This window comes from Pseudomonas sp. BW7P1 (assembly GCF_024981055.1).
GTDB classification, from domain to species: domain Bacteria; phylum Pseudomonadota; class Gammaproteobacteria; order Pseudomonadales; family Pseudomonadaceae; genus Aquipseudomonas; species Aquipseudomonas bananamidigenes.
On the sequence record NZ_CP103374.1, the window covers coordinates 957,587 to 980,000 of the forward strand.

Below are 22,414 nucleotides of genomic sequence, written 5' to 3' on the forward strand. Positions count from 1 at the left end.
AATTCCCTCACCCACACGGAGAGGGAATTCCAAAGGTTACTCAAGTCCGGAACCGTCGCACCAACCCATCCAGCTCATTCGACAGCCCCGCCAGACTCTGCGAATCCAGCCGCGCCGAATTCGCCAGTTCTGCCACCAGTTGCGCATCGCCATGAATCTGGCTGATGTGCCGATTGATGTCTTCGGCCACCTGATGCTGCTCTTCGGCAGCGGTCGCGATCTGGGTGTTCATGTCGCGGATCACATCCACCGACTCACGGATCTGGCCGAAGCTTTGCCGCGCTTCGCCGATACGCGCCACCGACTGCTGCGACACATCGAGACTGGCGCGCATCTGCTGGGTCACGGCGCTGGTGCGTTTGGCGAGGTTGCCCAGCAGGCCGTCGATTTCCGCCGTTGAATCCGCCGTGCGTTTGGCCAGTGCGCGAACCTCATCGGCCACCACCGCAAAACCGCGCCCTTGCTCACCGGCCCGCGCCGCCTCGATGGCGGCGTTGAGCGCCAGCAGGTTGGTCTGTTCGGCGATGGAACGGATGGTGCCGAGGATCGACTGGATGTCGTTGCTGTCGCGTTCCAGTTGCTGCATCGATTGCGCCGACTGTTCCAGCTCCTGGCTCAGTTGATCGACGCTGTGCACCGCCGCATCGATCTGTTGCTGACCTTCGCGGGCCTGGCGCTGACCACTGTCGGCCGACTCCGCCGCCTGGCTGCATGAGCGGGCGACTTCGTTGGCGGTCGCGACCATTTCGTGGAACGCGGTCGACACCATGTCCACGGCTTCGCGCTGGCGACCGGCGGCTTCGGCCATGTCACCGGAGACCCGGGTCGAACTCTGCGACGTGGCGAGGATTTTCCCGGCCGCACCGCCAATGTGCTGGATCAGGCTGCGGATTGCCATCAGGAACTGGTTGAACCAGCTCGCCAGTTGCGCGGTTTCGTCGCTGCCGCGGATATCGAGATTTTTGGTCAGGTCGCCTTCGCCCTGGGCGATGCCTTCCAGACCGCTGGCCACACTGCGGATCGGCCGTACGATCAGGCTGGCGAAACTGGCGCCGACCACCGCGAAGAACACCGCCAGCACGGTCGCGATGATCGCGATCAGCCAGGTCAGTTGGGTGGCCGAGCTCATCACGTCGTTCTGCTTGATCAGGCCGATGAAGGTCCAGCCCAGTTGCTCCGACGGCCAGACATTGGCCATGTAACGCTCACCGTTGAGCTCGACGTCCACCAGCCCTTTGCCGGCCTTGGCCAGTTGCGCATAACCCTCGCCGAGACTGTCGAGGCGTTTGAAGTTGTGCTCGGGCTGTTTGGGATCGACCAGTACCGTGCCGCTGTTTTCCATCAGCATCAGATAGCCGGTTTCACCCAGTTTGATCTGTTTGACGATTTCGGTGAGCTGTTTGAGCGAGACGTCGATGTTGACCACGCCGCCCTGGGCGCCCAACTGGTTGGCCACCGCGCGCACGGTGCTGACCAGTACCGCATCGTCACCGGCCCAGTAATAGGCTTCGGTGCGCAGGGTCTTGCCCGGGTTGGCCATGGCGGTCTTGTACCACGGGCGCGTGCGCGGATCGTAATTGGACATTTTCGGGTCGCCCGGCCAGAACGCGTAACCACCGCTGCTCAGGCCATAGGAGACATAAGAGTACGCGGGGTGGGATTTGGCCAGGCTTTCGAACAGGGTGAACAATTGCTTGTCGATTTCGCCGTCATGGGTGTCGTCGGCGTTGGCGCTCATGCGGCTTCTGACGCTGGCATCAGCACTCTTGACCAGCGGTTGCGCCGCCAGGTAGTCGACGTTCTGGCTGATGCCGTCAAAAAACAACTGCATGGCGTTGCTGACCTGGCGGATCTCACGCCCGCTGCTGTCGACAAATCCTTCCCGGGCATCGCTGCGCAGGTTCATTACCACCAGCGTGGCGACCAGCACCACCGGCAAGCAGGCGATGATTGCAAACGCCCAGGTCAACTTCTGTTTGATGTTCATCCGCGCTCCAGATTTTCTTGTAGTCCCACGCAGTGCAGATGACTCGCGGTTTATTGGCAGCCGAAAAACGTTGTGGCTCACTCGTTGGCCGAGTGCGACATCGATTTCTTTGAACGATTGTCGGACAAATTTCTCTGTCTCTGAGGAATTCGGCCGCTGGCGATGGAAATTGAGGCTTGAAGAGAAAATTCATGCGAAGTGCGTGGCGATGAATGTCAGATTCTGTCGCAAATGCCCTCAAGTCCTCGCGCCAACAGGATCGACAGGCTCGGCTATGATTCGAAACGTTCGATAACGGGAAATGGACGGGCCTGTTTGGTCCGGCACAGTGTGTGCATCCACCGCTTCACAGGTCGGCAACCCTTCCACGGGGTGCAAGGATTGCCGTATAACGACTGACATTCGCGTGTTTGGTAATAAAGGACCCACAATAAAAGCTGATGAAGACTCCAAAACGCATTGAACCCCTGATCGAGGACGGTCTGGTCGACGAAGTGCTGCGTCCACTCATGAGTGGCAAAGAAGCAGCTGTTTATGTGGTGCGCTGCGGCAATCAGTTACGTTGCGCAAAGGTCTACAAGGAGGCGAACAAACGCAGTTTCCGTCAGGCGTCCGAGTATCAGGAAGGCCGCAAGGTGCGCAACAGCCGCCAGGCCCGGGCGATGGCCAAGGGCTCGAAGTTCGGACGCAAGGAGGCCGAAGACGCCTGGCAGAATGCCGAAGTCGCGGCGCTCTTCCGCCTGGCCAATGCCGGGGTGCGAGTGCCCAAACCGTACGACTTCCTTGAAGGCGTGCTGCTGATGGAACTGGTGGCCGACGAGTACGGCGATGCCGCGCCGCGTCTGAACGATGTGGTGCTGGAGCCGGATCAGGCCCGCGAATATCACGCGTTCCTGATTTCACAGATCGTGCTGATGTTGTGTACCGGTCTGGTGCACGGTGACCTTTCTGAGTTCAACGTGCTGCTGGCGCCGACCGGCCCGGTCATCATCGACCTGCCACAGGCGGTGGACGCGGCGGGCAACAACCACGCATTCAGCATGCTGGAACGGGACGTCGGCAACATGGCCTCGTACTTCGGCCGCTTCGCCCCGGAGCTGAAGAAAACCCGCTATGCCAAGGAAATGTGGGCGCTGTACGAAGCCGGCACCCTGCACCCGGGCAGTGTGCTGACCGGTGAGTTCAAGGATCCCGAGGAGTTGGCCGATGTGCGCGGAGTGCTGCGTGAAATCGAAGCGGCGCGTCTGGATGAGGAGCGCAAGCAAGCGATCCGTGCGGCGGACGACGACCCCAAGGGCAAGTCCGACGAACCGCCTCCACCCCCATGGATGCAATGAACGTCTGAAAAAGAAACCCGGCTTCGGCCGGGTTTTTTACTCGCCGCTCAGACGCGGGCGGGTTGCGCGCAACAGCCCGACGCCAGTTCCTTGAGGATCGGGCAGTCCGGGCGATGGTCGCCGTTGCAGTGTTCCACCAGATCCTGCAGGGTGTCACGCAACTCGCCGAGCTCGCGGATCTTCTGATTCAGTTCGTCGATGTGCTGGCGGGCGAGGGCCTTCACATCGGCGCTGGCGCGCTGGCGGTCCTGCCATAGCGTCAGCAGTTTGCCGACTTCCTCGAGCGAAAAACCCAGATCCCGGGAGCGTTTGATGAACGCCAGGGTGTGCAGGTCATCGTCGCCGTAGATGCGATAGCCACTGTCGGTGCGATGGGCGGCCTTGAGCAGACCGATCGACTCGTAATAACGGATCATCTTCGCACTCAGGCCGCTGTGGCGGGCCGCTTGGCCGATATTCATCGGTTGTCCTCCGGGTCCTCGGGTTTCCAGGTTTTCAACAGTAGCGCATTGCTCACCACGCTGACGCTCGACAGTGCCATCGCCGCGCCGGCCAGCACCGGATTGAGCAAGCCGAATGCGGCCAGCGGAATGCCGATCAGGTTGTAGACGAAGGCCCAGAACAGATTCTGGCGGATCTTCGCGTAGGTCTTGCGGCTGATCTCCAGCGCTGCCGGCACCAGACGCGGATCGCCGCGCATCAAAGTGATGCCGGCGGCGTGCATGGCCACGTCGGTGCCGCCGCCCATGGCGATGCCGATATCGGCAGCGGCCAGCGCGGGGGCGTCGTTGATGCCGTCGCCGACCATGGCCACGACGTCGGTCTTTTTCAGCTCGGCGACGGTGGCGGCCTTGTCCGCCGGCAGCACTTCGGCGTGGACGTTTTCGATGCCCAGCGCCTGCGCAACCACGTGAGCGCTGCCACGGTTGTCGCCGGTCAACAGGTGGCTGTGGATATCTCGCGCAGCCAGTTGCTGCACCGCATGCAGCGCGCCAGGCTTGAGGGTGTCGCCGAAGGCGAACAGCCCAAGCACCCGGGGTTCGGGGCTCTGCTCGATCAGCCAGGACAATGTGCGGCCTTCGGTTTCCCAGACCTTGGCGGACTCCGCCAACGTGCCGGCGTCCAGACCGGTTTCTTCCAGCAGTCGACGATTGCCCAGCGCCAGGCGCCGACCGTCGAGATCACCGGCGATGCCACGACCGGTCAGGGACTGGCTGTCGCGGATATCGGGCACCTTCAGATTGCGTTCGGCACAGGCATCCAGCACCGCTTTGGCCAGCGGGTGTTCACTGCCGCGTTGCAGCGCACCGGCTGCAGTCAGCAGGGCGGTTTCATCACCTTCGAGGGCACTGAAATGAGCAATGCGCGGGGTGCCGGAGGTCAGTGTTCCGGTTTTGTCGAACACCACGGCACTGACTTCATGGGCACGCTCCAGCGCCTCGGCATCCTTGATCAGAATCCCGTGCCGCGCGGCCACACCGGTGCCGGCCATGATCGCGGTCGGTGTCGCCAGGCCGAGGGCGCAGGGGCAAGCGATCACCAGCACTGCAACGGCGTTGATCAATGCGGTTTCCAGTGGCGCACCGTACAGCCACCAGCCGATCAGCGTGGCGAGGGCCAGCAGCAGAACCGTCGGCACGAACACCTGACTGACTTTATCCACCAGTTTCTGGATCGGTGCCTTGGCGGCCTGAGCGTCTTCCACCAGACGGATGATCCGCGCCAGCACGCTTTCCGCGCCTAGTGCGGTGGTGCGCACCAGCAAGCGGCCTTCACCGTTGATCGCACCGCCGGTGATCTTGTCCCCCGGTTGCTTGGGCACCGGCAGGCTTTCACCGCTGATCAAGGCTTCGTCGGCGTGGCTCTGACCTTCCAGCACTTCCCCGTCCACAGGAAAACGCTCACCGGGTCTGACCAATACACAGTCGCCGAGGCGCAGGGCGCTGATGGCGACATCCTGTTCGCGGCCATCGATGACTTGAATCGCCCGCTCCGGCCGCAGCGCTTCCAATGCACGGATGGCACTGGCGGTCTGGCGCTTGGCGCGGCTTTCCAGGTATTTGCCGAGCAGCACCAGAGCGATGACCACTGCCGAGGCTTCGAAATACAGATGCGGCATGCCTGCGTCGGCGGTCGCCCATTCGTAGAGACTGAGGCCATAACCGGCGCTGGTGCCCAGGGCCACCAGCAAGTCCATGTTGCCGGCCCCGGCGCGCACGGCTTTCCACGCGGCCACATAAAACCGTGCGCCGAAAATGAATTGCACCGGCGTGGCAAGGGCGAACTGCGCCCAGGCCGGGAGCATCCAGTGAATGCCGAACGGTTGCAGCAACATCGGCAGCACCAGCGGCATGGCGAGGGCGATGGCGCAGATCAGCGCCCAGCGCTCGTGGCTCAGGCGATGCTGATGATTGTCGGTCTGGTGTTCATGTTCGAAGACGGTGGCCGAATAACCGGCCTTGCTCACGGCGGCGATCAGGGTTTGCGGGTCGACTGCGCCGAGCAGCTCGAGGTGGGCCCGCTCATTGGCCAGATTGACGCTGACGCTGTTCACCCCCGGCACTTTTTGCAGGGCGCGTTCGACGCGACCGACACAAGAAGCGCAGGTCATGCCGTCGATGCTCAACTCCAGGGTTTGCCGCGGTACGCTGTAGCCGGCGCGTTCAACCGCTTCCATCAAGGCCGGCAGGCTGTCGCCGGGGGCTTGCACCCGAGCCTGCTCGGTGGCGAGGTTGACGCTGACGGCGCTGGCGCCGCTGACTTTGCTCAAGGCGCGCTCGACGCGGCCGGCGCAACTGGCGCAGGTCATGCCGCTGATGGGCAGATCGAACGTGATGGAATCGGACATCGGTCGTACTCCCTGTAGTGGATGTCTACAGGATCAACCTTGCCATGCTGGCAAGGTCAAGCGCCAAAAAATGGGGAGAGCAAACCTGCTTACCCCATTTCCATTCGCTCAGTATTCGAGCGCGGCCGGTCGCAGGTACAAACCTTTGGCGTTCGACGCGATCCGGTACTTCAGTACATCTCCCGCCTTCAGCGTGATTTCCTGCGCCGGCGGAGCCAGCATGCCCGCCTGGCAACCCGGCATCTGGCCGGGTTCGAGCTTCAGACGGATGGAGAACGTGCCATGGGGCAGGTTGAACGAGGTGGACTGTTCCTGCAGCAGGCGGGCCGCGAACTGATCCTGAATGTATACGCCGATCTCACAGGAGGTCGGCACTTCCAGGCGCTCGCGGGAGATGATCAGAACGGCGTAGTCCTCGCCCGTCGCGTTGGCCTGTGGCAGGCAGGTAAAGAGGCTGAGTAGGCCAAACAGGCTGAAAGCTGACCAGCGCATGGCTGAATCTCCTGAATTGATGTCATTAATGCACGCAGCTTGGCCGAGCGCGGCGCCGATTGCCAGCCCGGCAGGTGTTTGCAGAACTTGACCTTGCCATCGTGGCAAGCTCGACACTGCGGGCAACCTCACTCAAAGGAGTCATTCCATGCAAGTGTTCACTGTTGAAGGCATGTCCTGCGGTCACTGCGTCAAAGCCGTCACCCAAGCGGTTCAGAGCAAGGATCCGGCGGCCAGTGTGCGGGTCGATCTGGCGGCGAAGGAAGTCGGTGTCGAAAGTGCGTTGAGCGCCGAGCAGGTGATCGAGGCGATCAGCGAAGAAGGTTACGCCATCAAGCTCGCCTGAACAGTTTAATAGTTAGCGAGCTACCGGATTGTTCAAGGTGTCCCTGCGCGGCTAGACTGTCGGGCTGCACGCTCTACCCGAGTGTCCGCCCAACTGCCTGCCAAACCTGGACGCCTGATGAACTTTCGTACCATTCTGATTCTCGGTGCCTTGACCGCCTTCGGTCCCTTGGCGATCGACTTCTATCTTCCCGCATTTCCCGCCATGGCGCTGGCGTTCGGCACCGATGAGAAACACGTCCAGCTGACGCTGTCGGCTTATTTCTTTGGCTTGTCCATCGGTCAACTGGCCTACGGGCCGGTGGCGGATCGTTTCGGTCGACGGATTCCATTGCTCACGGGCCTTGCGCTGTTCACTCTGGCGTCAGTGGCCTGCGCCTATGCGCCGAATCTGGAATGGCTGATCGCTGCGCGATTCGTCCAGGCGCTGGGCGGATGTGCAGGGATGGTGATTTCCCGGGCGGTGGTCGCCGACAAATGCGACGCAGTGGGGGCGGCGAAAGTCTTCTCCCAGTTGATGCTGGTGATGGGGCTGGCGCCGATCCTCGCGCCGATGCTGGGTGGCTTGCTGGTCAACACCACCGGCTGGCAGTCGATTTTTCTGGTATTGACCGGGTTCAGTGCCCTGGCCGGTCTGGCGGTAGCGCTCGGCCTGCCGGAAAGTCTGCCGGCCCATGTGCCGCGCCAGCCCCTGTCCGGAGCCCTGCGCCAGTATGGCCGGCTGCTGACCGACCCGATCTACATGGGGCATGCCCTGACCGGCGGCATCGCCATCGCCGGGATGTTTGCCTACATCGCCGGCTCCCCGTTCATTTTCATCAAGTTGTATGGCGTGCCGGCCGAGCATTTCGGCTGGCTGTTCGGCACCAACGCAGCGGGCTTCATTCTGGTGGCGCAGGTCAATGCGCGACTGTTGGCCAAGCGCGGCCCGGCCTTTCTGTTGTCACGGGCGGTCTGGGTCTACTTCGGTGCCGGGCTGACGCTGCTTGCGGTCAGCGCCCTGCATACCGAGGCCCTGTGGCCGTTGCTGATTCCATTGTTCATTTGCGTGGCGAGTCTTGGGTGCATCAGCCCGAATGCGGCGGCGAGTGCGATGAACGGGCAGGGCGCCCGCGCTGGCAGTGCTTCGGCGTTGCTCGGTTGCATGCAATTCAGCGTCGCCGCCGGCGCCTCGGCGCTGGTCGGGGTATTGCACGACGGCACAGCCGTGCCGATGGCGCTGGTTATCAGCCTGTGCGGCTTGCTGGTGGTGAGTGCAGCAATGCTTACCCGGCGCATGCAGAATGCCCGGGCGCTGGCAAAGGCGCAGGCTGAAACTTAAGAACGAAATACCTCAGCCGACAGCGCGCTGCTGACCGGGGTCGGGAATCTGATGGGGCGCGTGCAGACGCGCTTCGAGGGTGCGGGTGAAGGCGCGAGCTTCGGCTTCACTGCGAAATGTCACGGCGTGCTGGTCAAGGCGAACTTGCCACTGGGACTTTGCCACTTCTTTTATCAGGATCTTCATTGCTGACCTCCCGTACGTAAAAGATTGCACCGCAGAGTTGTCGATTGTAGTCCTGAATACGATCGCAATTGTGACAAGCATCAAGCATCTGACTGACGGCAAAAAAACACCGCGGCCCCCGTTCCAGATACTTTGGGTATCGGCGGGGGCGGCGGTCTTGCTGATTTTAGAAACCTTCTAAAACAATTTTCCCCTTGGCCTTGCCGCTTTCCAGCAATTCATGAGCGCGGCGCAGGTTGCTCGCGTTGATCGTGCCGAAGTGCTCGCCGACAGTGGTTTTCAAGGTGCCGCTGTCGATCAGCTCCGCCACGCGGTTGAGCAGTTTGTGCTGCTCGATCATGTCGGGCGTCTCGAACAGCGAGCGGGTGTACATGAACTCCCAGTGCAGCGACAGGCTTTTGCGTTTGAGTTTGCTCACGTCCAGCGACTTCGGATCATCGATCAGCGCCAGTCTGCCTTGTGGCACCAAGGCTTCGACCAGTTGGTCCAGGTGCTGGTCGGTCTGGGTCAGACTGGCAACGTGGGTCACCTGGTCGACGCCGGCGCGTTTCAGTTCTTCGCTCAACGGCTGGCTGTGATCAATCACAAGATCAGCGCCCAGCTCTGTCACCCAGTTGCGAGTCTCCGGGCGGGAGGCGGTGCCAATCACCTTGAGCCCGGTCAGTTGACTGGCCAGTTGAGTGAGGATCGAGCCTACGCCACCGGCTGCGCCGACGATCAGCAGACGCTGGCCTTCGTCACTTTTGCCTTCACGAATCTGCAGGCGCTCGAACAACAGTTCCCAGGCCGTTATCGCGGTCAGCGGCAGCGCGGCAGCCTCGGCAAAATCGAGGGTTTTCGGCATGTGGCCGACGATCCGTTCATCCACCACATGCAGTTCGCTGTTACCGCCGGCCCGGGCGATGGAGCCAGCGTAGAACACCTTGTCGCCAGCCTTGAACAGTGTCACTTCACTGCCGACAGACTTGACCACACCGGCCACATCCCAGCCCAGCACTTTGGCGGCACCGCCTTCTGGTGCGACGTTCTGTCGAACCTTGGTGTCGACCGGATTGACCGAAATCGCTTTGACTTCCACCAGCAGGTCGCGCGGGCCGGCAATCGGCTCCGGCAGTTCGATGTCTTGCAGGGCTTTTTCGTCGCTGATCGGCAGGGACGCGTAATAGGCGATGGCTTTCATGGAGGACTCCGGAAAGTGCTTGTAAGGAAGGGTTCAGGCGATGACGCGCAGGCGCTTGAGTTCGAAGTGTTCGAGGAACGCCCCGGCCTGACTGCGAAAATGCTGGATATGCGCGCTGGCGTCGTGGGCCTGCAGGGCTTCGTCACTGGCCCACTGTTCAATCATGTAGAAGGCCAGCGGATTGGCCAGATCCTGGTGCAGCTCATATTGGCCGCAACCGGCCTCGGCGCGGGTCGGCTCGATCAGAGCGCGCAGGTGTTGTTCGAGAGCCTCCTGCTGGCCGGGTCTGGCGATCAGGGTGGCGATGGCGGTGAAGGGCTGGGACATGGTTGACTCCGAAACGGACTGAATTCGATGGGAGGCATGATTGGCTATTTCTACACGAGATAAAACCCGCTAAAAGAGCAGGCTCTTTCAATGTTTTTTTGATAATCGAGGCTGAAATGCTGCGTTTCGATGACTTGCAGTTGTTTGTCCGGGCCGCGGATCTGGGCAGCCTTTCGGCGGCGGCGCGGGTGATGGACATGTCCGCCGCAGTGGCCAGCGCCGCGCTCAAGCGTATCGAGCAACAGCTCGGCGCTCGCTTGCTGGCGCGCTCCACTCGTAGCCTGCGCCTGACGTCAGAGGGTGAAGGCTTCCTCGAGTACGCCCGGGCGGCATTGAGCAATCTCGATGAAGGTCGCCGTCTGCTGGCCAGTGGACAGGATCAGGTCAGCGGCATTTTGCAGCTGTCGGCACCCTCGGACTTCGGTCGCAACCTGCTGCTGCCGTGGCTCGATGAATTTCAGCGTGAACACCCGAAGCTGACTGTGCGCCTGCTGTTGGGCGATCGTATCGCCGACCTGTTTCGCCAACCTGTGGATATCGCCCTGCGCTACGGCGAACCGGAAGACTCCAGTCTGGTCGCACTGCCGATTGCCGCGAACAACCGCCGGGTGCTTTGCGCCTCTCCCGGCTATCTGGCGAAACACGGCGAGCCGACACAACTGGAACAGCTCGCGCAGCACAATTGCCTGCTGTACATGCTGGGCAGCCGGGTGCACGACCAGTGGAGTTTTCACGATGGCAAGCGGGAAGTCGGTCTGACCGTCAGTGGCGATCGCTTCAGCGATGATGCCGACGTGGTGCGTCTGTGGGCGGTCGCAGGGGCGGGCATCGCCTACAAGTCGTGGCTGGATGTGGCCGGCGATGTGCTTGCCGGGCGCCTGAAAGTATTGTTGCCGGGTTTGCTTTGCGAAAGGGCTCCGCTGAATCTGCTGTGCGCCCATCGCGCTCAATTGAGTAAGCCGGTGAACCTGTTGAGGGAGATGCTCGCCAGTCGTTGCGCCGAATTGAGTAGCCGATTTCCCGTTTTTCCGCAGGTTGATCATTAGTCGCAGGCAAATAGCGAAATTTCTGTCAGGAACAATCACCAGCCGTACCCGCTCCGGCACGGGACGCCGCCAGCAACCCGCTTATACTAGCGTCCGCCTGAAATCTGCACCGGTGCGGGAGTTGTGGCGTGATCAGATCGTCACTGACCGGTGGCGATGATGGCTGCGCCAAAGACGACGAGTGTCGGTGACCGGGGTGTTGCCTTGTCTTTTGCTCAAGGCATTTTGCGCGGTTTGGCCGATGACTGATTACTGGTCAAGATGTCTGCGGGCAGTAGACGATACGATTCAACAGGGAGTGAACACATGGAACATGCACCTTGCATCAGCCAGATCGCCACGCTGCTGGCCGATCCCAAACGCAGCGCAATGATGTGGGCGCTGATGGATGGCTCGGCCCGGCAGACCGAGGAACTGGCGCTGCTGGCGGGGTTGTCTCCGTCGTCGGCCAGCGCCCATCTGGGGCGCTTGTCCGCTGGAGGTCTGTTGAGGGTCGAAATCCGCGGGCGCAAACGTTTCTTCCGTCTCGCCGCTCCCGAAGTCGGCGCCGCGATCGAGGCTCTGGCCAGTGCCACGATCGCCAGCACCCCGCAGAAGATTCCAGATGTGTTCAAACGCTCCACACCTCTGGCCAGGCCCCGGGCCGCTCCGTCCTCCCTGCTGCGTGCGCGATTTTGTGATGACCATCTGGGCGGTACGCTGGCGGCCGATCTGTATCAACGTCTGCTCGATGCCGGCTGGATCGAACAGCTTGAGCACCGTGTGATCGTCACCCACAAGGGGGCGACGCAACTGGCCAGTCGCGGGGTCTTCATCCAGGCACTGGCTCATCGCAATGTTCAGGTGGCCTGCGCTTGCCCGGACTGGAGCGAGCGTCGCCCGCACATGGGCGGCTCGCTGGGCGCGGCGTTGCTGCAACTGTTCATGCAGTCCGGCTGGTTGATGCTGCCCAACGACTCCCGTGCCTTGCAACTGACAGCGGCAGGGCAGCGGGAGATTCACCGGTTTGCCCGGGAAACCGAGCTGGAAATGGCGTTGTAGCGCACTTCCTGATGTCCGGCGTCGCCTGTGACTGCGATCAGGTCGCATCTGGCACAAACGCTCATCGGCTATCGCGCACACTCGATCAAGGAACATTCCGGAGAGAGGAGGTGGCATGGACACGGGAAGCTTCAGCGCGGCGGATCGACTGGAACGCCTGCCGGTGAGCGGTTATCACCGGATCATATTCATCATCATCGCCCTGGCGTTCTTTTTCGACTCCATGGATCTGGCGATGATGACCTTCCTGCTGGGCTCGATCAAAAACGAATTCGGCCTGAGCAGCGCCGAAGCCGGGCTGCTCGCCAGTTCGAGTTTTTTCGGCATGGTGCTGGGAGCATCGCTTTCCGGACTGCTGGCCGATCGATTCGGCCGCAAACCGGTGTTTCAGTGGAGCATCGTGTTGTGGGGGCTGGCCAGTTACCTGTGTTCCACCGCGCAGACGGTCGAGAGCCTGACGCTGTTCCGGATTTTGCTGGGTGTCGGCATGGGCATGGAGTTTCCGATTGCCCAGTCGATGCTGTCGGAGCTGATCCCCGCCCGGCGTCGCGGGCGATACATTGCCTTGATGGACGGCTTCTGGCCTCTGGGATTTGTCGCTGCCGGGGTATTGTCGTATTTCCTGCTGCCGCTGATCGGCTGGCGCGACATCTTTCTGGTGCTGGCGGTGCCGGCGGTGTTTGTGCTGGCGATCCGCTTTTTCATTCCCGAGTCGCCTCGCTGGCTGGAGCAGGCCGGCAGGCATGAGGCGGCGGACAAGGTGTTGTGTGCGATCGAGGATCGGGTGCGGGCATCCCTTGGCGGTGTTGTGTTGCCGGCTCCGGTTCGTCTGCCTCGGGTGATCACGCCACCGGGCAACTTCCTTTCGGCCCTCGGGCAGATCTGGTCGCCTTTGTATCGCCAGCGCACGATGATGATCTGGAGCCTGTGGTTCTTTGCACTGCTCGGGTTCTACGGCCTGACCTCCTGGCTCAGCGCGTTACTGCAACAGTCGGGGTTCGCGGTGACCCAGTCGGTGTATTACACGGTGCTGATTTCTCTCGGCGGAATTCCCGGGTTTCTGATGGCGGCGTGGCTGGTGGAGCGCTGGGGGCGCAAACCGGTATGCATCGTCACCTTGCTCGGTGGCGCGGTGATGGCGTTTCTGTACGGTCAGAGTGCAGTGTTCGGCGGCAATGTCGCGCTGTTGATCGGTTCGGGCTTGCTGATGCAGTTTTTCCTGTTCGGCATGTGGGCGGTGCTCTATACCTACACGCCGGAACTTTACCCGACGTCGGCGCGGGCGACGGGCTCGGGTTTCGCCTCGGCCATCGGACGTGTGGGGTCACTGCTCGGGCCGTTGATCACCGGGCTGGTATTCCCGGTCACCGGGCAGGGCGGGGTGTTTGCGTTGGGAGCATTGTGCTTTGCGATTGCTGCAGCAGTGGTGTGGCGCTTCGGGATGGAGACCCGGGGCAGGACGCTCGAAGAGCTGACAGAAGCAGAAAGCATGGGCTGAACCCTGTCCAACCTTGGGAGCAGACTCGCTCCCGCAGTTGGTTTTGCAGTGTTGCCTACGGTTTTACCAACCGTGCATCCAGACTGTTCTGCGCCAGGCGTCTGGCCTGATCCTGGGTCATGCCCAGATGTTCGTGCAGCGCATGAAAGTTTTCGGTGACATAACCACCGAAATACGCCGGATCATCGGAGTTCACCGTGACTTTCACGCCACGCTCGAGCATGTCGAGAATGTTGTGCCGGGACATGTGATCGAATACGCAGAGCTTGGTGTTCGACAGCGGGCACACGGTCAGCGGTATCTGTTCATCGATGATCCGTTGCATCAGGCGCTCGTCTTCGACGGCGCGCACACCATGGTCGATACGCTGGATTTTCAGCAGGTCAATCGCTTCCCAGATGTACTCCGGCGGGCCTTCTTCGCCAGCGTGAGCGACGGTCAGAAAGCCTTCGTGACGTGCACGGTCGAACACGCGCTGAAACTTGCTCGGCGGGTGACCCATCTCGGAGCTGTCCAGACCGACCGCGACGAATGCATCACGGAAGGGCAGTGCCTGGTCGAGGGTTTTCTGCGCTTCGTCTTCGCTCAGGTGACGCAGGAAGCTCAGGATCAAACCGCTGGTGATGCCCAGTTGCTGCTCGCCATCTTTCAGGGCAGCGGCGATGCCGTTGAGCACCACTTCGAACGGGATACCCCGGTCGGTGTGGGTCTGTGGATCGAAGAACGGTTCGGTGTGGATCACATTCTGTTCTTTGCAGCGCAGCAGATAGGCCCAGGTCAGATCGTAGAAATCCTGGGAAGTGCGCAGCACGTCGGCGCCCTGGTAATACAGGTCGAGAAATTCCTGCAGATTGTTGAAGGCGTAGGCCTTGCGCAGGGTTTCAACGTCGCTCCACGGCAGGGCGATCTTGTTGCGTTCGGCCAGGGCGAACAGCAGCTCGGGCTCCAGCGAGCCTTCGAGATGCAGGTGCAATTCGGCCTTGGGCAAGGCGTTGAGCCAGTCGTACATATTCTTTTCTCATCAGGTGCAATGACGGCATTCTACAGATGCGCGCCGAAACAATTGGCAAAACCCGACCAACCTGTTTTGTTTATCGAAAAAATGGCAAAGCAAAGGTTTGAGCTGGAGGGGCTACAAATGCCGGGAAGTCGGGGTAGGGCCTTATTGATAAACCGATCGGATCGCCTCTGCCGAACTAGCCGCCATTGCAGGGGCGCCAAGGTGTAACGAACCATCAGCACCGTTGCGCAGTCACTAGCTCATTCGACCCCGGTACGCGAAGGCCCGACATGCTCACCTTACTCAAGCAAGAACGCTTTCTGCTGCTGGCCCTGATCGCCACCCTCGTGGCCTGGCCGCTGGAGCACTGGTTACTGCACAGCGGTCAGGCCATCGCCCTGACTGCCGGGCTGATTCTGATCGCGTTCATCGTGGCCGCCTCGATGCGTGTTGCCCACCAGGCCGAGTTGCTCGCGGAGAAAGTCGGCGACCCGTACGGCACGATGATTCTCACCCTGGCCGCCGTGCTGGTGGAAGTGGTGATCCTGGCGATCATGATGAGCAATGAAGCCTCGGCCACCCTGGTGCGCGACACGATTTACTCGGCGGTGATGCTCGATATCAATGGCATCCTGGGCCTTGCCGCACTGATGGGGGGCATCAAGCATGGCGAACAGTCTTATAACGATGATTCGGCGCGCAGCTACAGCGTGATGATCCTCACCGCCATGGGCGTTTCGATGGTGGTGCCGGAGTTCATTCCCGAAGCCGACTGGAAAATCTATTCAGCCTTCACCATCGGCGCGATGGTGCTGCTTTATGCGTTGTTCCTGCGTATGCAGGTCGGCCCGCACAGTTATTTTTTCAGCTACAGCTACCCGGACAAGCGCCGCAGGAAAGAACCGGTGGAGCAGGAGCCGAAACCGGTCAGTCTGGTGTTGTCGATCGGCATTCTGGTGTTCGGTGTGGTGGTGATCGGCGCACTGGCCGAGGTGATGTCCAAGACCCTCGATCTGGGGCTGGAAGGCACGGGCGCACCGCCGGTGATCACGGCCATACTGGTGGCCGCGATTTCAGCTGCGCCGGAGATCCTGACCGCGTTGCGCGCAGCCCTGGCAAACCGCATGCAGTCGGTGGTCAACATTGCAATGGGCGCGTCGTTATCGACGGTGATCCTGACCGTGCCGGTGATGGAGGCGATGGCGCTCTATACCGGTCAGCCGTTTCAGATGGCAATGACGCCGGTGCAGACGGTGATGATCTTCATCACGCTGATCGTCAGCGCGATCAACCTTAATGACGGTGAGACCAATGCCATCGAAGGCATGACCCACTTTGTGCTGTTTGCGACGTTCATCATGTTGTCGCTGCTCGGCCTTTGAGCCCACCACAAACCAATGCGGGAGCTGGCAGGCCAGCTCCCACAGGTTCAAGCGCGGGGTGATCAGGTGCCGGCGATCAGTTGCCGGGCCGCCTGGCTGTGATCGGCAATCAGACCCTTGAGGTCCAGCCCTTCGACTTGCCCGTCGACCACTCGCCATTTCCCGCCGATCATCACCCGATCCGCCCGGTCCGCACCGCACAGCAACAGCGCCGAAATCGGATCATGACTGCCGGAGAAACGCAGCTCATCAAGCTTGAACATTGCCAGATCCGCCTGCTTGCCCACTGCCAGTTCGCCGATGTCGGCGCGCCCCAGCAGGCTTGCCGAGCCCTTGGTTGCCCAGCCCAGCACGCGCTCGGGAGTGATCTTCTCGGCGCCATAACGCAGGCGCTGGATATACAGCGCCTGGCGGGCTTCGAGGATCATGTTCGACGCATCGTTGGATGCCGAGCCATCCACACCGATACCGAACAGCGCGCCGGCATCGGTCAGTTCGATACTCGGGCAGATGCCGGAGGCCAGGCGCATGTTCGAGCTCGGGCAATGGCAAATGCCGGTACCGGCCGCGCCGAGGCGGGCGATCTCGTCAGGGTTGAAGTGGATGCCGTGGGCCAGCCAGGTGCGCGGGCCGAGCCAGCCGACGCTGTCCAGATAATCCACGGTGCGCAGGCCGAAGCGTTGCAGACAGAAATCTTCTTCGTCGAGGGTCTCGGCCAGATGAGTGTGCAGGCGCACATCGAGTTTGTTCGCCAGATCGGCGCTGGCGGACATGATTTCCTGAGTCACCGAGAACGGCGAGCACGGCGCCAGGGCGATCTGGATCTGCGCACCGTCGCCACGCTCGTGGTACTCGTGAATCAGCCGCTGGCTGTCGTCGAGAATCACCTGGCCTTCCTGCACGGTCTGTTGCGGTGGCAGGCCGCCGTCCTTTTCGCCGAGACTCATCGAGCCACGGGTGAGCATGGCGCGCATGCCCAGTTCACGCACGGTTTCGACCTGCACGTCGATGGCGTTTTCCAGGCCATCCGGGAACAGGTAATGATGGTCGGCAGCGGTGGTGCAACCCGACAGCAGCAACTCGGCCAGCGCGACTTTGGTGGCGAGGGCGAGTTTTTCAGGCGTCAGGCGTGCCCACACCGGGTACAGGGTTTTCAACCACGGGAACAACGGCTGATTGACCACCGGCGCCCAGGCGCGGGTCAGGGTCTGATAGAAGTGGTGATGGGTGTTGATCAGGCCCGGCAGGATCACATGCTCACGGGCATCGAACACTTCGCTGCACGGCGAAGAAGGTTGTTGGCCGGCGCCGAGCACTTCGGTGATCACACCGTCCTGCAGCACCAGACCGCCACGGGCATCGAGACTGTTGGCCGTGAATATGGCGAGGGGATTTTTTAACCAGATACGGGTCGCAGGCATTGTGGCCGGCTCCTCTGAAAGTGGGGTTCAGGGTTGCCAGCTCAGTGTTGCCCTGTCTGCTGATCCAGGGTCGCCGCTCAGGACGAGGTGCGGAGTTTCAAACAAAATAGTGCGCCGGGCAAGTCCAACCTGACCGGGCAACCCTGTGGAAGCGAGCCCCCACAGGGTTCAGTGTTTACCAGGGAATGGTTTCACCCTTGTAGTTCACGAAATGATGGCCGCCCTTGCCGGCAAATGCGTCCACCTGATCCACCAGCCCACGGGTGCTGGTCTCCACGTCAATGTCGGCACCTTCGCCACCCATGTCGGTTTTCACCCAGCCCGGGTGCAGCGACAACACCGTGAGTTTCTGCTCACCCAACTGAGTGACAAAACTGTTGGTCATCGAATTCAGTGCCGCTTTACTGGCCTTGTACAGCGCCAGTTCCGGCGCGTCGGGCATGGTCACGCTGCCCAGCACCGAACTCATGAACGCCAGCACGCCGCTGCCATCGCGGATCTGACCGACGAAACGCTGGGCCAGATTGATCGGCGCCACCGCGTTGGTGAAGAACAGCTGGCCGACCTCCGCCAGCGTCGCGCCGCCCGGAGTCTGGACTTCAGGGCCTTTGACCCCGGCGTTGACGAACAGCAGGTCGAAGGTCTCGCCCTTGAGCTGCTGGCTCAGGGCGATCACGGCTTGCTGGTCGTCCATGTCGAGCTTTTCGATCTGTACATTACCCAGCGCTTTCAGCGCCTCGGCATTCGAAGGGTTACGAACCGTGGCGGTGACTTGCCAGCCGTCGGCGAGCAGGGTTTTCACCAACCCCAGGCCCAGGCCCCGGGAGGCGCCGATGATCAGTGCGTGCTTTGCAGGACTCAGTGACATGATGGGATCAAGGACCTCTCGAATGTGTTTGACCTCGGAGCATACTCCAGGCTTTAACGTGGTGGCTCCTTGAATTTTCGGAGCAACGACAATGTGGACTTTAATTTCGTTCATGAAATTCTGGTTAAAAAACGAGCAAGTCGGGCGGGGCTAAGCGGAGCCTGCGACGGCGCAAGTCATGAACGGGTTATCCACAGGTTGCTCCACAGTATTTGTGTGCAATCAGAAAACCTTGGCATAAGCGCAGCGGTGCTATCTTCCAATGGCGATAAACAGATCTAACTGATTGTTTTTACTCGGAATTAAACTTTTTTCATGTGCATTGGGCGAAAAGTGTACAAATCGCGCAAAGCCACGTGACAGAAGGGTTACAGCGGTGTGTGCTCAGGTTATCCACAGTCGGATACACAGGTGATGTGGGCAACTCTGTGGAATAAGCGAATCGGGTCTTACCCGGGAATATTGCAGGTGCTCAGCGTTGAAGCAGAATGCGCCCGCGACTGAGATCGGCCAGCTGATTTTGCAGCAACGGAATCTGCGCTTCGCCCACCGCCAACTGCAGCTCGACCCCGTTTGCCGTGAAGTTTTCCTCCACCACCAGTCCGCCGAGATCCGCCACCCGCAATTTCACCAACGCCAGTTCGGCAAATGCGCAGGCACAGCGCAGGGGCACACGGCTGATCAATTCGATTCTCGGCGCGGCTTGCAGGCACTTGTTCGCGCCGCCGCCATAGGCCCGGGCCAGTCCGCCGGTACCCAGTTGAATGCCGCCATACCAGCGGATCACCAGCACCGCGACCTGATCGCAGTCCTGCGCCTCGATGGCCGCAAGAATCGGCCGCCCGGTTCGCCGTCGTCGTTGCTGCGGTACTGATCGCCGAGCTTCCATGCCCAGCAATTGTGCGACGCGTTCAAGTCGCTGTGCTGCTCGATAAAGGCTTGCGCGTCGGCGGGGCTGCCGATCGGGGCGGCGAAGGTGATGAAACGGCTTTTGCGAATCTCTTCGCGGTACTCGCAAACGCCGCTGAGGGTAAATGGCATAAACGTCTTATAGAGAAGGAGTGAGGCCGCAGCCTTTGAGAATGATGCGGACGAGGTTGTTGCCGGCGTCTTCCATGTCCTGTCTGGTCAATTTGCTGCGACCAGTCACCCGGCAGATCTGCGTGGCGAAGTCGGCATAATGCTGGGTGCTGCCCCACAACAGGAAGATCAGGTGCACCGGATCCACCGGGTCCATCTTGCCCGCATCGATCCAGGCCTGGAACACCGCGGCGCGCCCCTGAAACCAAGCGCGGTAGTCCTGATTGAAATATTCGGTCAGGCATTCACCGCCGCTGATCACTTCCATCGCAAAGATTCGCGACGCTTGTGGCTGCCGACGGGAAAACTCCATTTTGGCGCGGATGTAGCGGGTCAGCGCTTCGGCGGGATCGTCTTCGGCCGTCAGGGTATTGAAAGTGCTGTCCCACAGCTCGAGGATGTTGCTCAGCACCGCCACGTACAACCCGAGCTTGTTGGTGAAGTAGTAATGCAGATTGGCCTTGGGCAACCCGGCCTTGGTGGCGATGGTGTTCATGCTGGTGCCTTTGAACCCGTGACGGGCGAACTCGTCTTCGGCGGCTTTGATGATGGTCTCTTCGTTTTTCTGACGAATGCGGCTGGCGGGTTTTCCACCGTGGGCTGGGACTTCAAAGGTCATAGGCACTTCCGGGTTTGTCTGTGGGGTGCAACCAGTTGCGTTGATAGCGCAACCGTCGTCCCGGGACAAGTCCCGGGCACTAAAACGCCGGTCATCAGCGCGTGGCGGCCAGGCTTTCGAGAAAGCTTTCCAGCACCAGGTGCGGGCGCCGACCCTTGCGGGTGACTGAGGCCAGGCTCAAGTCATAGAAGCGGGAATGGGCCTTGAGTGCGCGCAGGCGACCTTGTTGTACCCAGAGACTGGCGTAATGATCCGGCAGATAGCCGATGTAACGCCCGGTCAGAATCAGAAATGCCATGCCTTCCCGGTCGGAAGCGCTGGCAGTGCAATTGAGCGCTTGATAGTGGGCCTGGATCTCTGCCGGTAAACGAAAAGTCGGGGCGATGGCGTCCTGACTGTTCAGGCGTTCATCATCCAGTTGCTTGTCATCGACATAAAACAACGGATGGCCGACTGCGCAGTAGAGCAGTGAGCGTTCACTGTAGAGCGGCTGATATTCCAGTCCCGACAGGGCGCTGGCCTGGGGCACCACGCCGACGTGCAGACGGCCGTCGAGCACCCCTTGCTCGACTTCGTTGGGGGCGATCATGCGGATCTGGATCTGCACGTCCGGCCCGCGCTCCTTCAATTGCGCCAGCGCGTGGGTGATGCGCATGTGGGGCAGGGTGACGAGGTTGTCGGTCAGGCCGATGATCAACTCGCCGCGCAAGTGTTGGTGCAGGCCGTTGACCTCGGTACGGAAACTTTCCAGAGCGCTCAACAACTGCAGGGCCGACTGATAGACCTCGCGGCCCTCTTCGGTCAGGGAAAAACCCGCACGTCCACGTTGGCAAAGACGCAAGCCAAGGCGTTGTTCCAGATCGCTCATTTGCTGGCTGATTGCTGAACGGCCGATGCCGAGCACGGTTTCCGCCGCAGAAAAGCCTCCGCATTCCACGACGCTGCGAAAAATCCGCAGCAGGCGAATGTCGAAGTCACTGACCTGGGCCAATGGGTCGGGGCGGCGGCTGCTCATATTGTTATTCTCATTGTTTAGCAAAGTTCTAACTGAAGGTTAGAAAAGTTGGATTTCACCGACTTTATCGGCGTGGCAACTTAGCTGCAACCACGACTTTTATCTCTCTGAAGCTTATTGCCCTGCGAGGTTTTGCCCGATGAACATGCCTGAAAACGCGTCGTCGCCACTGGCCAGCCAACTGAAGCTGGACGCGCACTGGATGCCGTACACCGCCAACCGCAACTTCCAGCGCGACCCGCGTCTGATCGTCGGTGCCGAAGGCAGCTGGCTCATCGACGACAAGGGCCGCAAGGTGTACGACTCGCTGTCCGGTCTGTGGACCTGCGGCGCCGGGCATACCCGCAAGGAAATCCAGGAAGCGGTGGCCAAGCAATTGGGCACCCTCGATTACTCGCCGGGCTTCCAGTACGGTCATCCGCTGTCGTTCCAGCTGGCCGAAAAAATCACCGAACTGACCCCAGGCAATCTGAACCACGTGTTCTTCACTGATTCCGGCTCCGAGTGCGCCGATACCGCGGTGAAAATGGTCCGTGCCTACTGGCGTCTGAAAGGCCAGCCAACCAAGACCAAGATGATCGGTCGCGCCCGTGGTTATCACGGCGTGAACATCGCCGGCACCAGCCTCGGTGGCGTCAACGGCAACCGCAAACTGTTCGGTCAGGCAATGATGGATGTCGATCACCTGCCGCACACCCTGCTGGCGAGCAATGCCTTCTCCCGTGGCATGCCGGAGCAGGGCGGTATCGCCCTGGCCGATGAACTGCTGAAGCTGATCGAACTACACGATGCGTCGAACATCGCAGCAGTGTTTGTCGAGCCTATGGCCGGTTCCGCTGGCGTACTGGTTCCGCCACAGGGCTACCTCAAGCGTTTGCGTGAAATCTGCGACCAACACAATATCCTGCTGGTGTTCGACGAAGTCATCACCGGTTTCGGGCGTACCGGCACCATGTTCGGTGCCAAAACTTTCGGTGTGACTCCTGATGTCATGTGCATCGCCAAGCAAGTCACCAACGGCGCGATCCCGATGGGCGCGGTGATTGCCAGCTCAGAGATCTATCAGACCTTCATGAACCAGCCGACCCCGGAATACGCCGTGGAATTCCCGCACGGCTACACCTACTCGGCGCACCCGGTGGCTTGCGCCGCAGGTCTGGCGGCACTCGATCTGCTGCAAAAGGAAAACCTGGTCCAGAGCGTGGCTGAAGTCGCACCGCATTTCGAAAATGCTCTGCATGGCCTGAAAGGTGCCAAGAACGTAATCGACATCCGCAACTATGGCCTGGCCGGTGCGATTCAGATCGCGGGCCGTGACGGCGACGCCATCGTGCGTCCGTTCGAAGCCGGCATGGCATTGTGGAAAGCCGGGTTCTATGTGCGCTTCGGTGGCGACACGCTGCAGTTCGGCCCGACCTTCA

General features: G+C 60.9%; 20 protein-coding genes and 2 pseudogenes (1 of these 22 only partly in view). 8 read left to right on the plus strand and 14 right to left on the minus strand.

What is annotated here, in order from left to right:
* Nucleotides 1-40 precede the first annotated feature (40 nt).
* Both NWV16_RS27780 and NWV16_RS27785 read right to left on the minus strand, forming a co-directional pair.
* Entirely contained in the window at nt 41-898 is an 858-nt protein-coding gene (locus NWV16_RS27780) for a methyl-accepting chemotaxis protein (protein WP_409315751.1), read from the minus strand.
* Nucleotides 899-1,987 (minus strand): annotated as a pseudogene (locus tag NWV16_RS27785) (cache domain-containing protein); the annotation flags it as partial. It lies immediately after the preceding gene.
* Between the two features lie 440 nt (nt 1,988-2,427).
* Between NWV16_RS27785 and NWV16_RS04250 the strand changes: the two are divergent.
* Nucleotides 2,428-3,324 (plus strand): PA4780 family RIO1-like protein kinase, encoded by an 897-nt coding sequence (locus NWV16_RS04250; RefSeq protein ID WP_260522091.1) that lies wholly within the window; start codon nt 2,428-2,430, stop codon nt 3,322-3,324.
* Nucleotides 3,325-3,371: 47 nt separating this feature from the next.
* On the opposite strand, the gene cueR is transcribed toward NWV16_RS04250, so the two are convergent.
* From cueR to NWV16_RS04265, 3 genes are all read right to left on the minus strand, one after another.
* Entirely contained in the window at nt 3,372-3,785 is a 414-nt protein-coding gene (gene cueR / locus NWV16_RS04255; RefSeq protein ID WP_260522092.1) for a Cu(I)-responsive transcriptional regulator, read from the minus strand.
* Complete coding sequence (locus NWV16_RS04260; RefSeq protein WP_260522093.1) at nt 3,782-6,172, minus strand: heavy metal translocating P-type ATPase; 2,391 nt, start codon at nt 6,170-6,172, stop codon at nt 3,782-3,784. Before NWV16_RS04260 ends, cueR begins: the two co-directional genes overlap by 4 nt.
* 108 nt (nt 6,173-6,280) lie before the next feature.
* Nucleotides 6,281-6,664, minus strand: coding sequence for a hypothetical protein (locus NWV16_RS04265; protein ID WP_065261262.1), 384 nt, complete (start codon nt 6,662-6,664; stop codon nt 6,281-6,283).
* Between the two features lie 148 nt (nt 6,665-6,812).
* Between NWV16_RS04265 and NWV16_RS04270 the strand changes: the two genes are divergently transcribed.
* Together NWV16_RS04270 and NWV16_RS04275 are read left to right on the plus strand one after the other, a co-directional pair.
* Nucleotides 6,813-7,010, plus strand: a complete 198-nt coding sequence (locus NWV16_RS04270; protein WP_007958490.1) for a heavy-metal-associated domain-containing protein — start codon at nt 6,813-6,815, stop codon at nt 7,008-7,010.
* Nucleotides 7,011-7,127: 117 nt separating this feature from the next.
* Complete coding sequence (locus tag NWV16_RS04275) at nt 7,128-8,330, plus strand: multidrug effflux MFS transporter (RefSeq protein WP_260522094.1); 1,203 nt, start codon at nt 7,128-7,130, stop codon at nt 8,328-8,330.
* A gap of 12 nt (nt 8,331-8,342) precedes the next feature.
* On the opposite strand, the gene NWV16_RS04280 is transcribed toward NWV16_RS04275, so the two are convergent.
* From NWV16_RS04280 to NWV16_RS04290, 3 genes are all read right to left on the minus strand, one after another.
* Nucleotides 8,343-8,516, minus strand: coding sequence for a hypothetical protein (locus NWV16_RS04280; protein ID WP_169428718.1), 174 nt, complete (start codon nt 8,514-8,516; stop codon nt 8,343-8,345).
* Between the two features lie 166 nt (nt 8,517-8,682).
* Nucleotides 8,683-9,696, minus strand: coding sequence for a zinc-binding alcohol dehydrogenase family protein (locus tag NWV16_RS04285; RefSeq protein WP_260522095.1), 1,014 nt, complete (start codon nt 9,694-9,696; stop codon nt 8,683-8,685).
* A 33-nt stretch (nt 9,697-9,729) separates the two neighbouring features.
* On the minus strand, nt 9,730-10,023 hold the full coding sequence (locus NWV16_RS04290; protein ID WP_260522096.1) for a putative quinol monooxygenase: 294 nt from the start codon (nt 10,021-10,023) through the stop codon (nt 9,730-9,732).
* 116 nt (nt 10,024-10,139) lie between these two features.
* On the opposite strand from NWV16_RS04290, the gene NWV16_RS04295 reads away from it, so the two are divergent.
* From NWV16_RS04295 to NWV16_RS04305, 3 genes are all read left to right on the plus strand, one after another.
* Entirely contained in the window at nt 10,140-11,069 is a 930-nt protein-coding gene (locus NWV16_RS04295) for a LysR family transcriptional regulator (protein WP_260522097.1), read from the plus strand.
* 306 nt (nt 11,070-11,375) lie between these two features.
* Nucleotides 11,376-12,110, plus strand: a complete 735-nt coding sequence (locus NWV16_RS04300) for a helix-turn-helix transcriptional regulator (protein WP_260522098.1) — start codon at nt 11,376-11,378, stop codon at nt 12,108-12,110.
* 115 nt (nt 12,111-12,225) lie between these two features.
* Nucleotides 12,226-13,608, plus strand: a complete 1,383-nt coding sequence (locus NWV16_RS04305; protein WP_260522099.1) for an MFS transporter — start codon at nt 12,226-12,228, stop codon at nt 13,606-13,608.
* A gap of 55 nt (nt 13,609-13,663) precedes the next feature.
* Here NWV16_RS04305 and NWV16_RS04310 read toward each other — a convergent pair whose 3' ends face one another.
* Nucleotides 13,664-14,617: an adenosine deaminase gene (locus NWV16_RS04310; RefSeq protein ID WP_260522100.1), complete on the minus strand. Its 954-nt coding sequence runs from the start codon at nt 14,615-14,617 to the stop codon at nt 13,664-13,666.
* Nucleotides 14,618-14,898: 281 nt separating this feature from the next.
* Here NWV16_RS04310 and NWV16_RS04315 point away from each other — a divergent pair, with 281 nt between their 5' ends.
* On the plus strand, nt 14,899-15,990 hold the full coding sequence (locus NWV16_RS04315; RefSeq protein ID WP_260522101.1) for a calcium:proton antiporter: 1,092 nt from the start codon (nt 14,899-14,901) through the stop codon (nt 15,988-15,990).
* A gap of 62 nt (nt 15,991-16,052) precedes the next feature.
* Here the strand turns inward: NWV16_RS04315 and NWV16_RS04320 are convergent, their stop codons facing one another.
* The 5 genes and pseudogenes from NWV16_RS04320 to NWV16_RS04340 form a co-directional block, all read right to left on the minus strand.
* A complete protein-coding gene (locus NWV16_RS04320; protein ID WP_260522102.1) occupies nt 16,053-17,411 on the minus strand; it encodes an 8-oxoguanine deaminase in 1,359 nt (452 codons plus the stop codon).
* Nucleotides 17,412-17,586: 175 nt separating this feature from the next.
* The gene (locus tag NWV16_RS04325; RefSeq protein WP_065261267.1) at nt 17,587-18,273 is read right to left on the minus strand and encodes an SDR family oxidoreductase; all 687 of its coding nucleotides are present in this window, start codon (nt 18,271-18,273) and stop codon (nt 17,587-17,589) included.
* A 478-nt stretch (nt 18,274-18,751) separates the two neighbouring features.
* Nucleotides 18,752-19,320 (minus strand): annotated as a pseudogene (locus NWV16_RS04330) (IMPACT family protein).
* Between the two features lie 7 nt (nt 19,321-19,327).
* The gene (locus NWV16_RS04335) at nt 19,328-19,978 is read right to left on the minus strand and encodes a TetR/AcrR family transcriptional regulator (RefSeq protein WP_065261251.1); all 651 of its coding nucleotides are present in this window, start codon (nt 19,976-19,978) and stop codon (nt 19,328-19,330) included.
* Between the two features lie 94 nt (nt 19,979-20,072).
* Nucleotides 20,073-20,993 carry a LysR family transcriptional regulator gene (locus NWV16_RS04340; RefSeq protein WP_260522103.1) on the minus strand — a complete coding sequence of 307 codons (921 nt, stop codon included), beginning with the start codon at nt 20,991-20,993 and terminating at the stop codon, nt 20,073-20,075.
* 139 nt (nt 20,994-21,132) lie between these two features.
* On the opposite strand from NWV16_RS04340, the gene NWV16_RS04345 reads away from it, so the two are divergent.
* On the plus strand, nt 21,133-22,414 hold the 5' portion of the coding sequence (locus NWV16_RS04345; RefSeq protein ID WP_260522104.1) for an aspartate aminotransferase family protein. It continues 68 nt past the right edge of the window; the window shows 1,282 of its 1,350 coding nt (coding positions 1-1,282); its start codon is at nt 21,133-21,135; its stop codon lies off the right edge, out of view.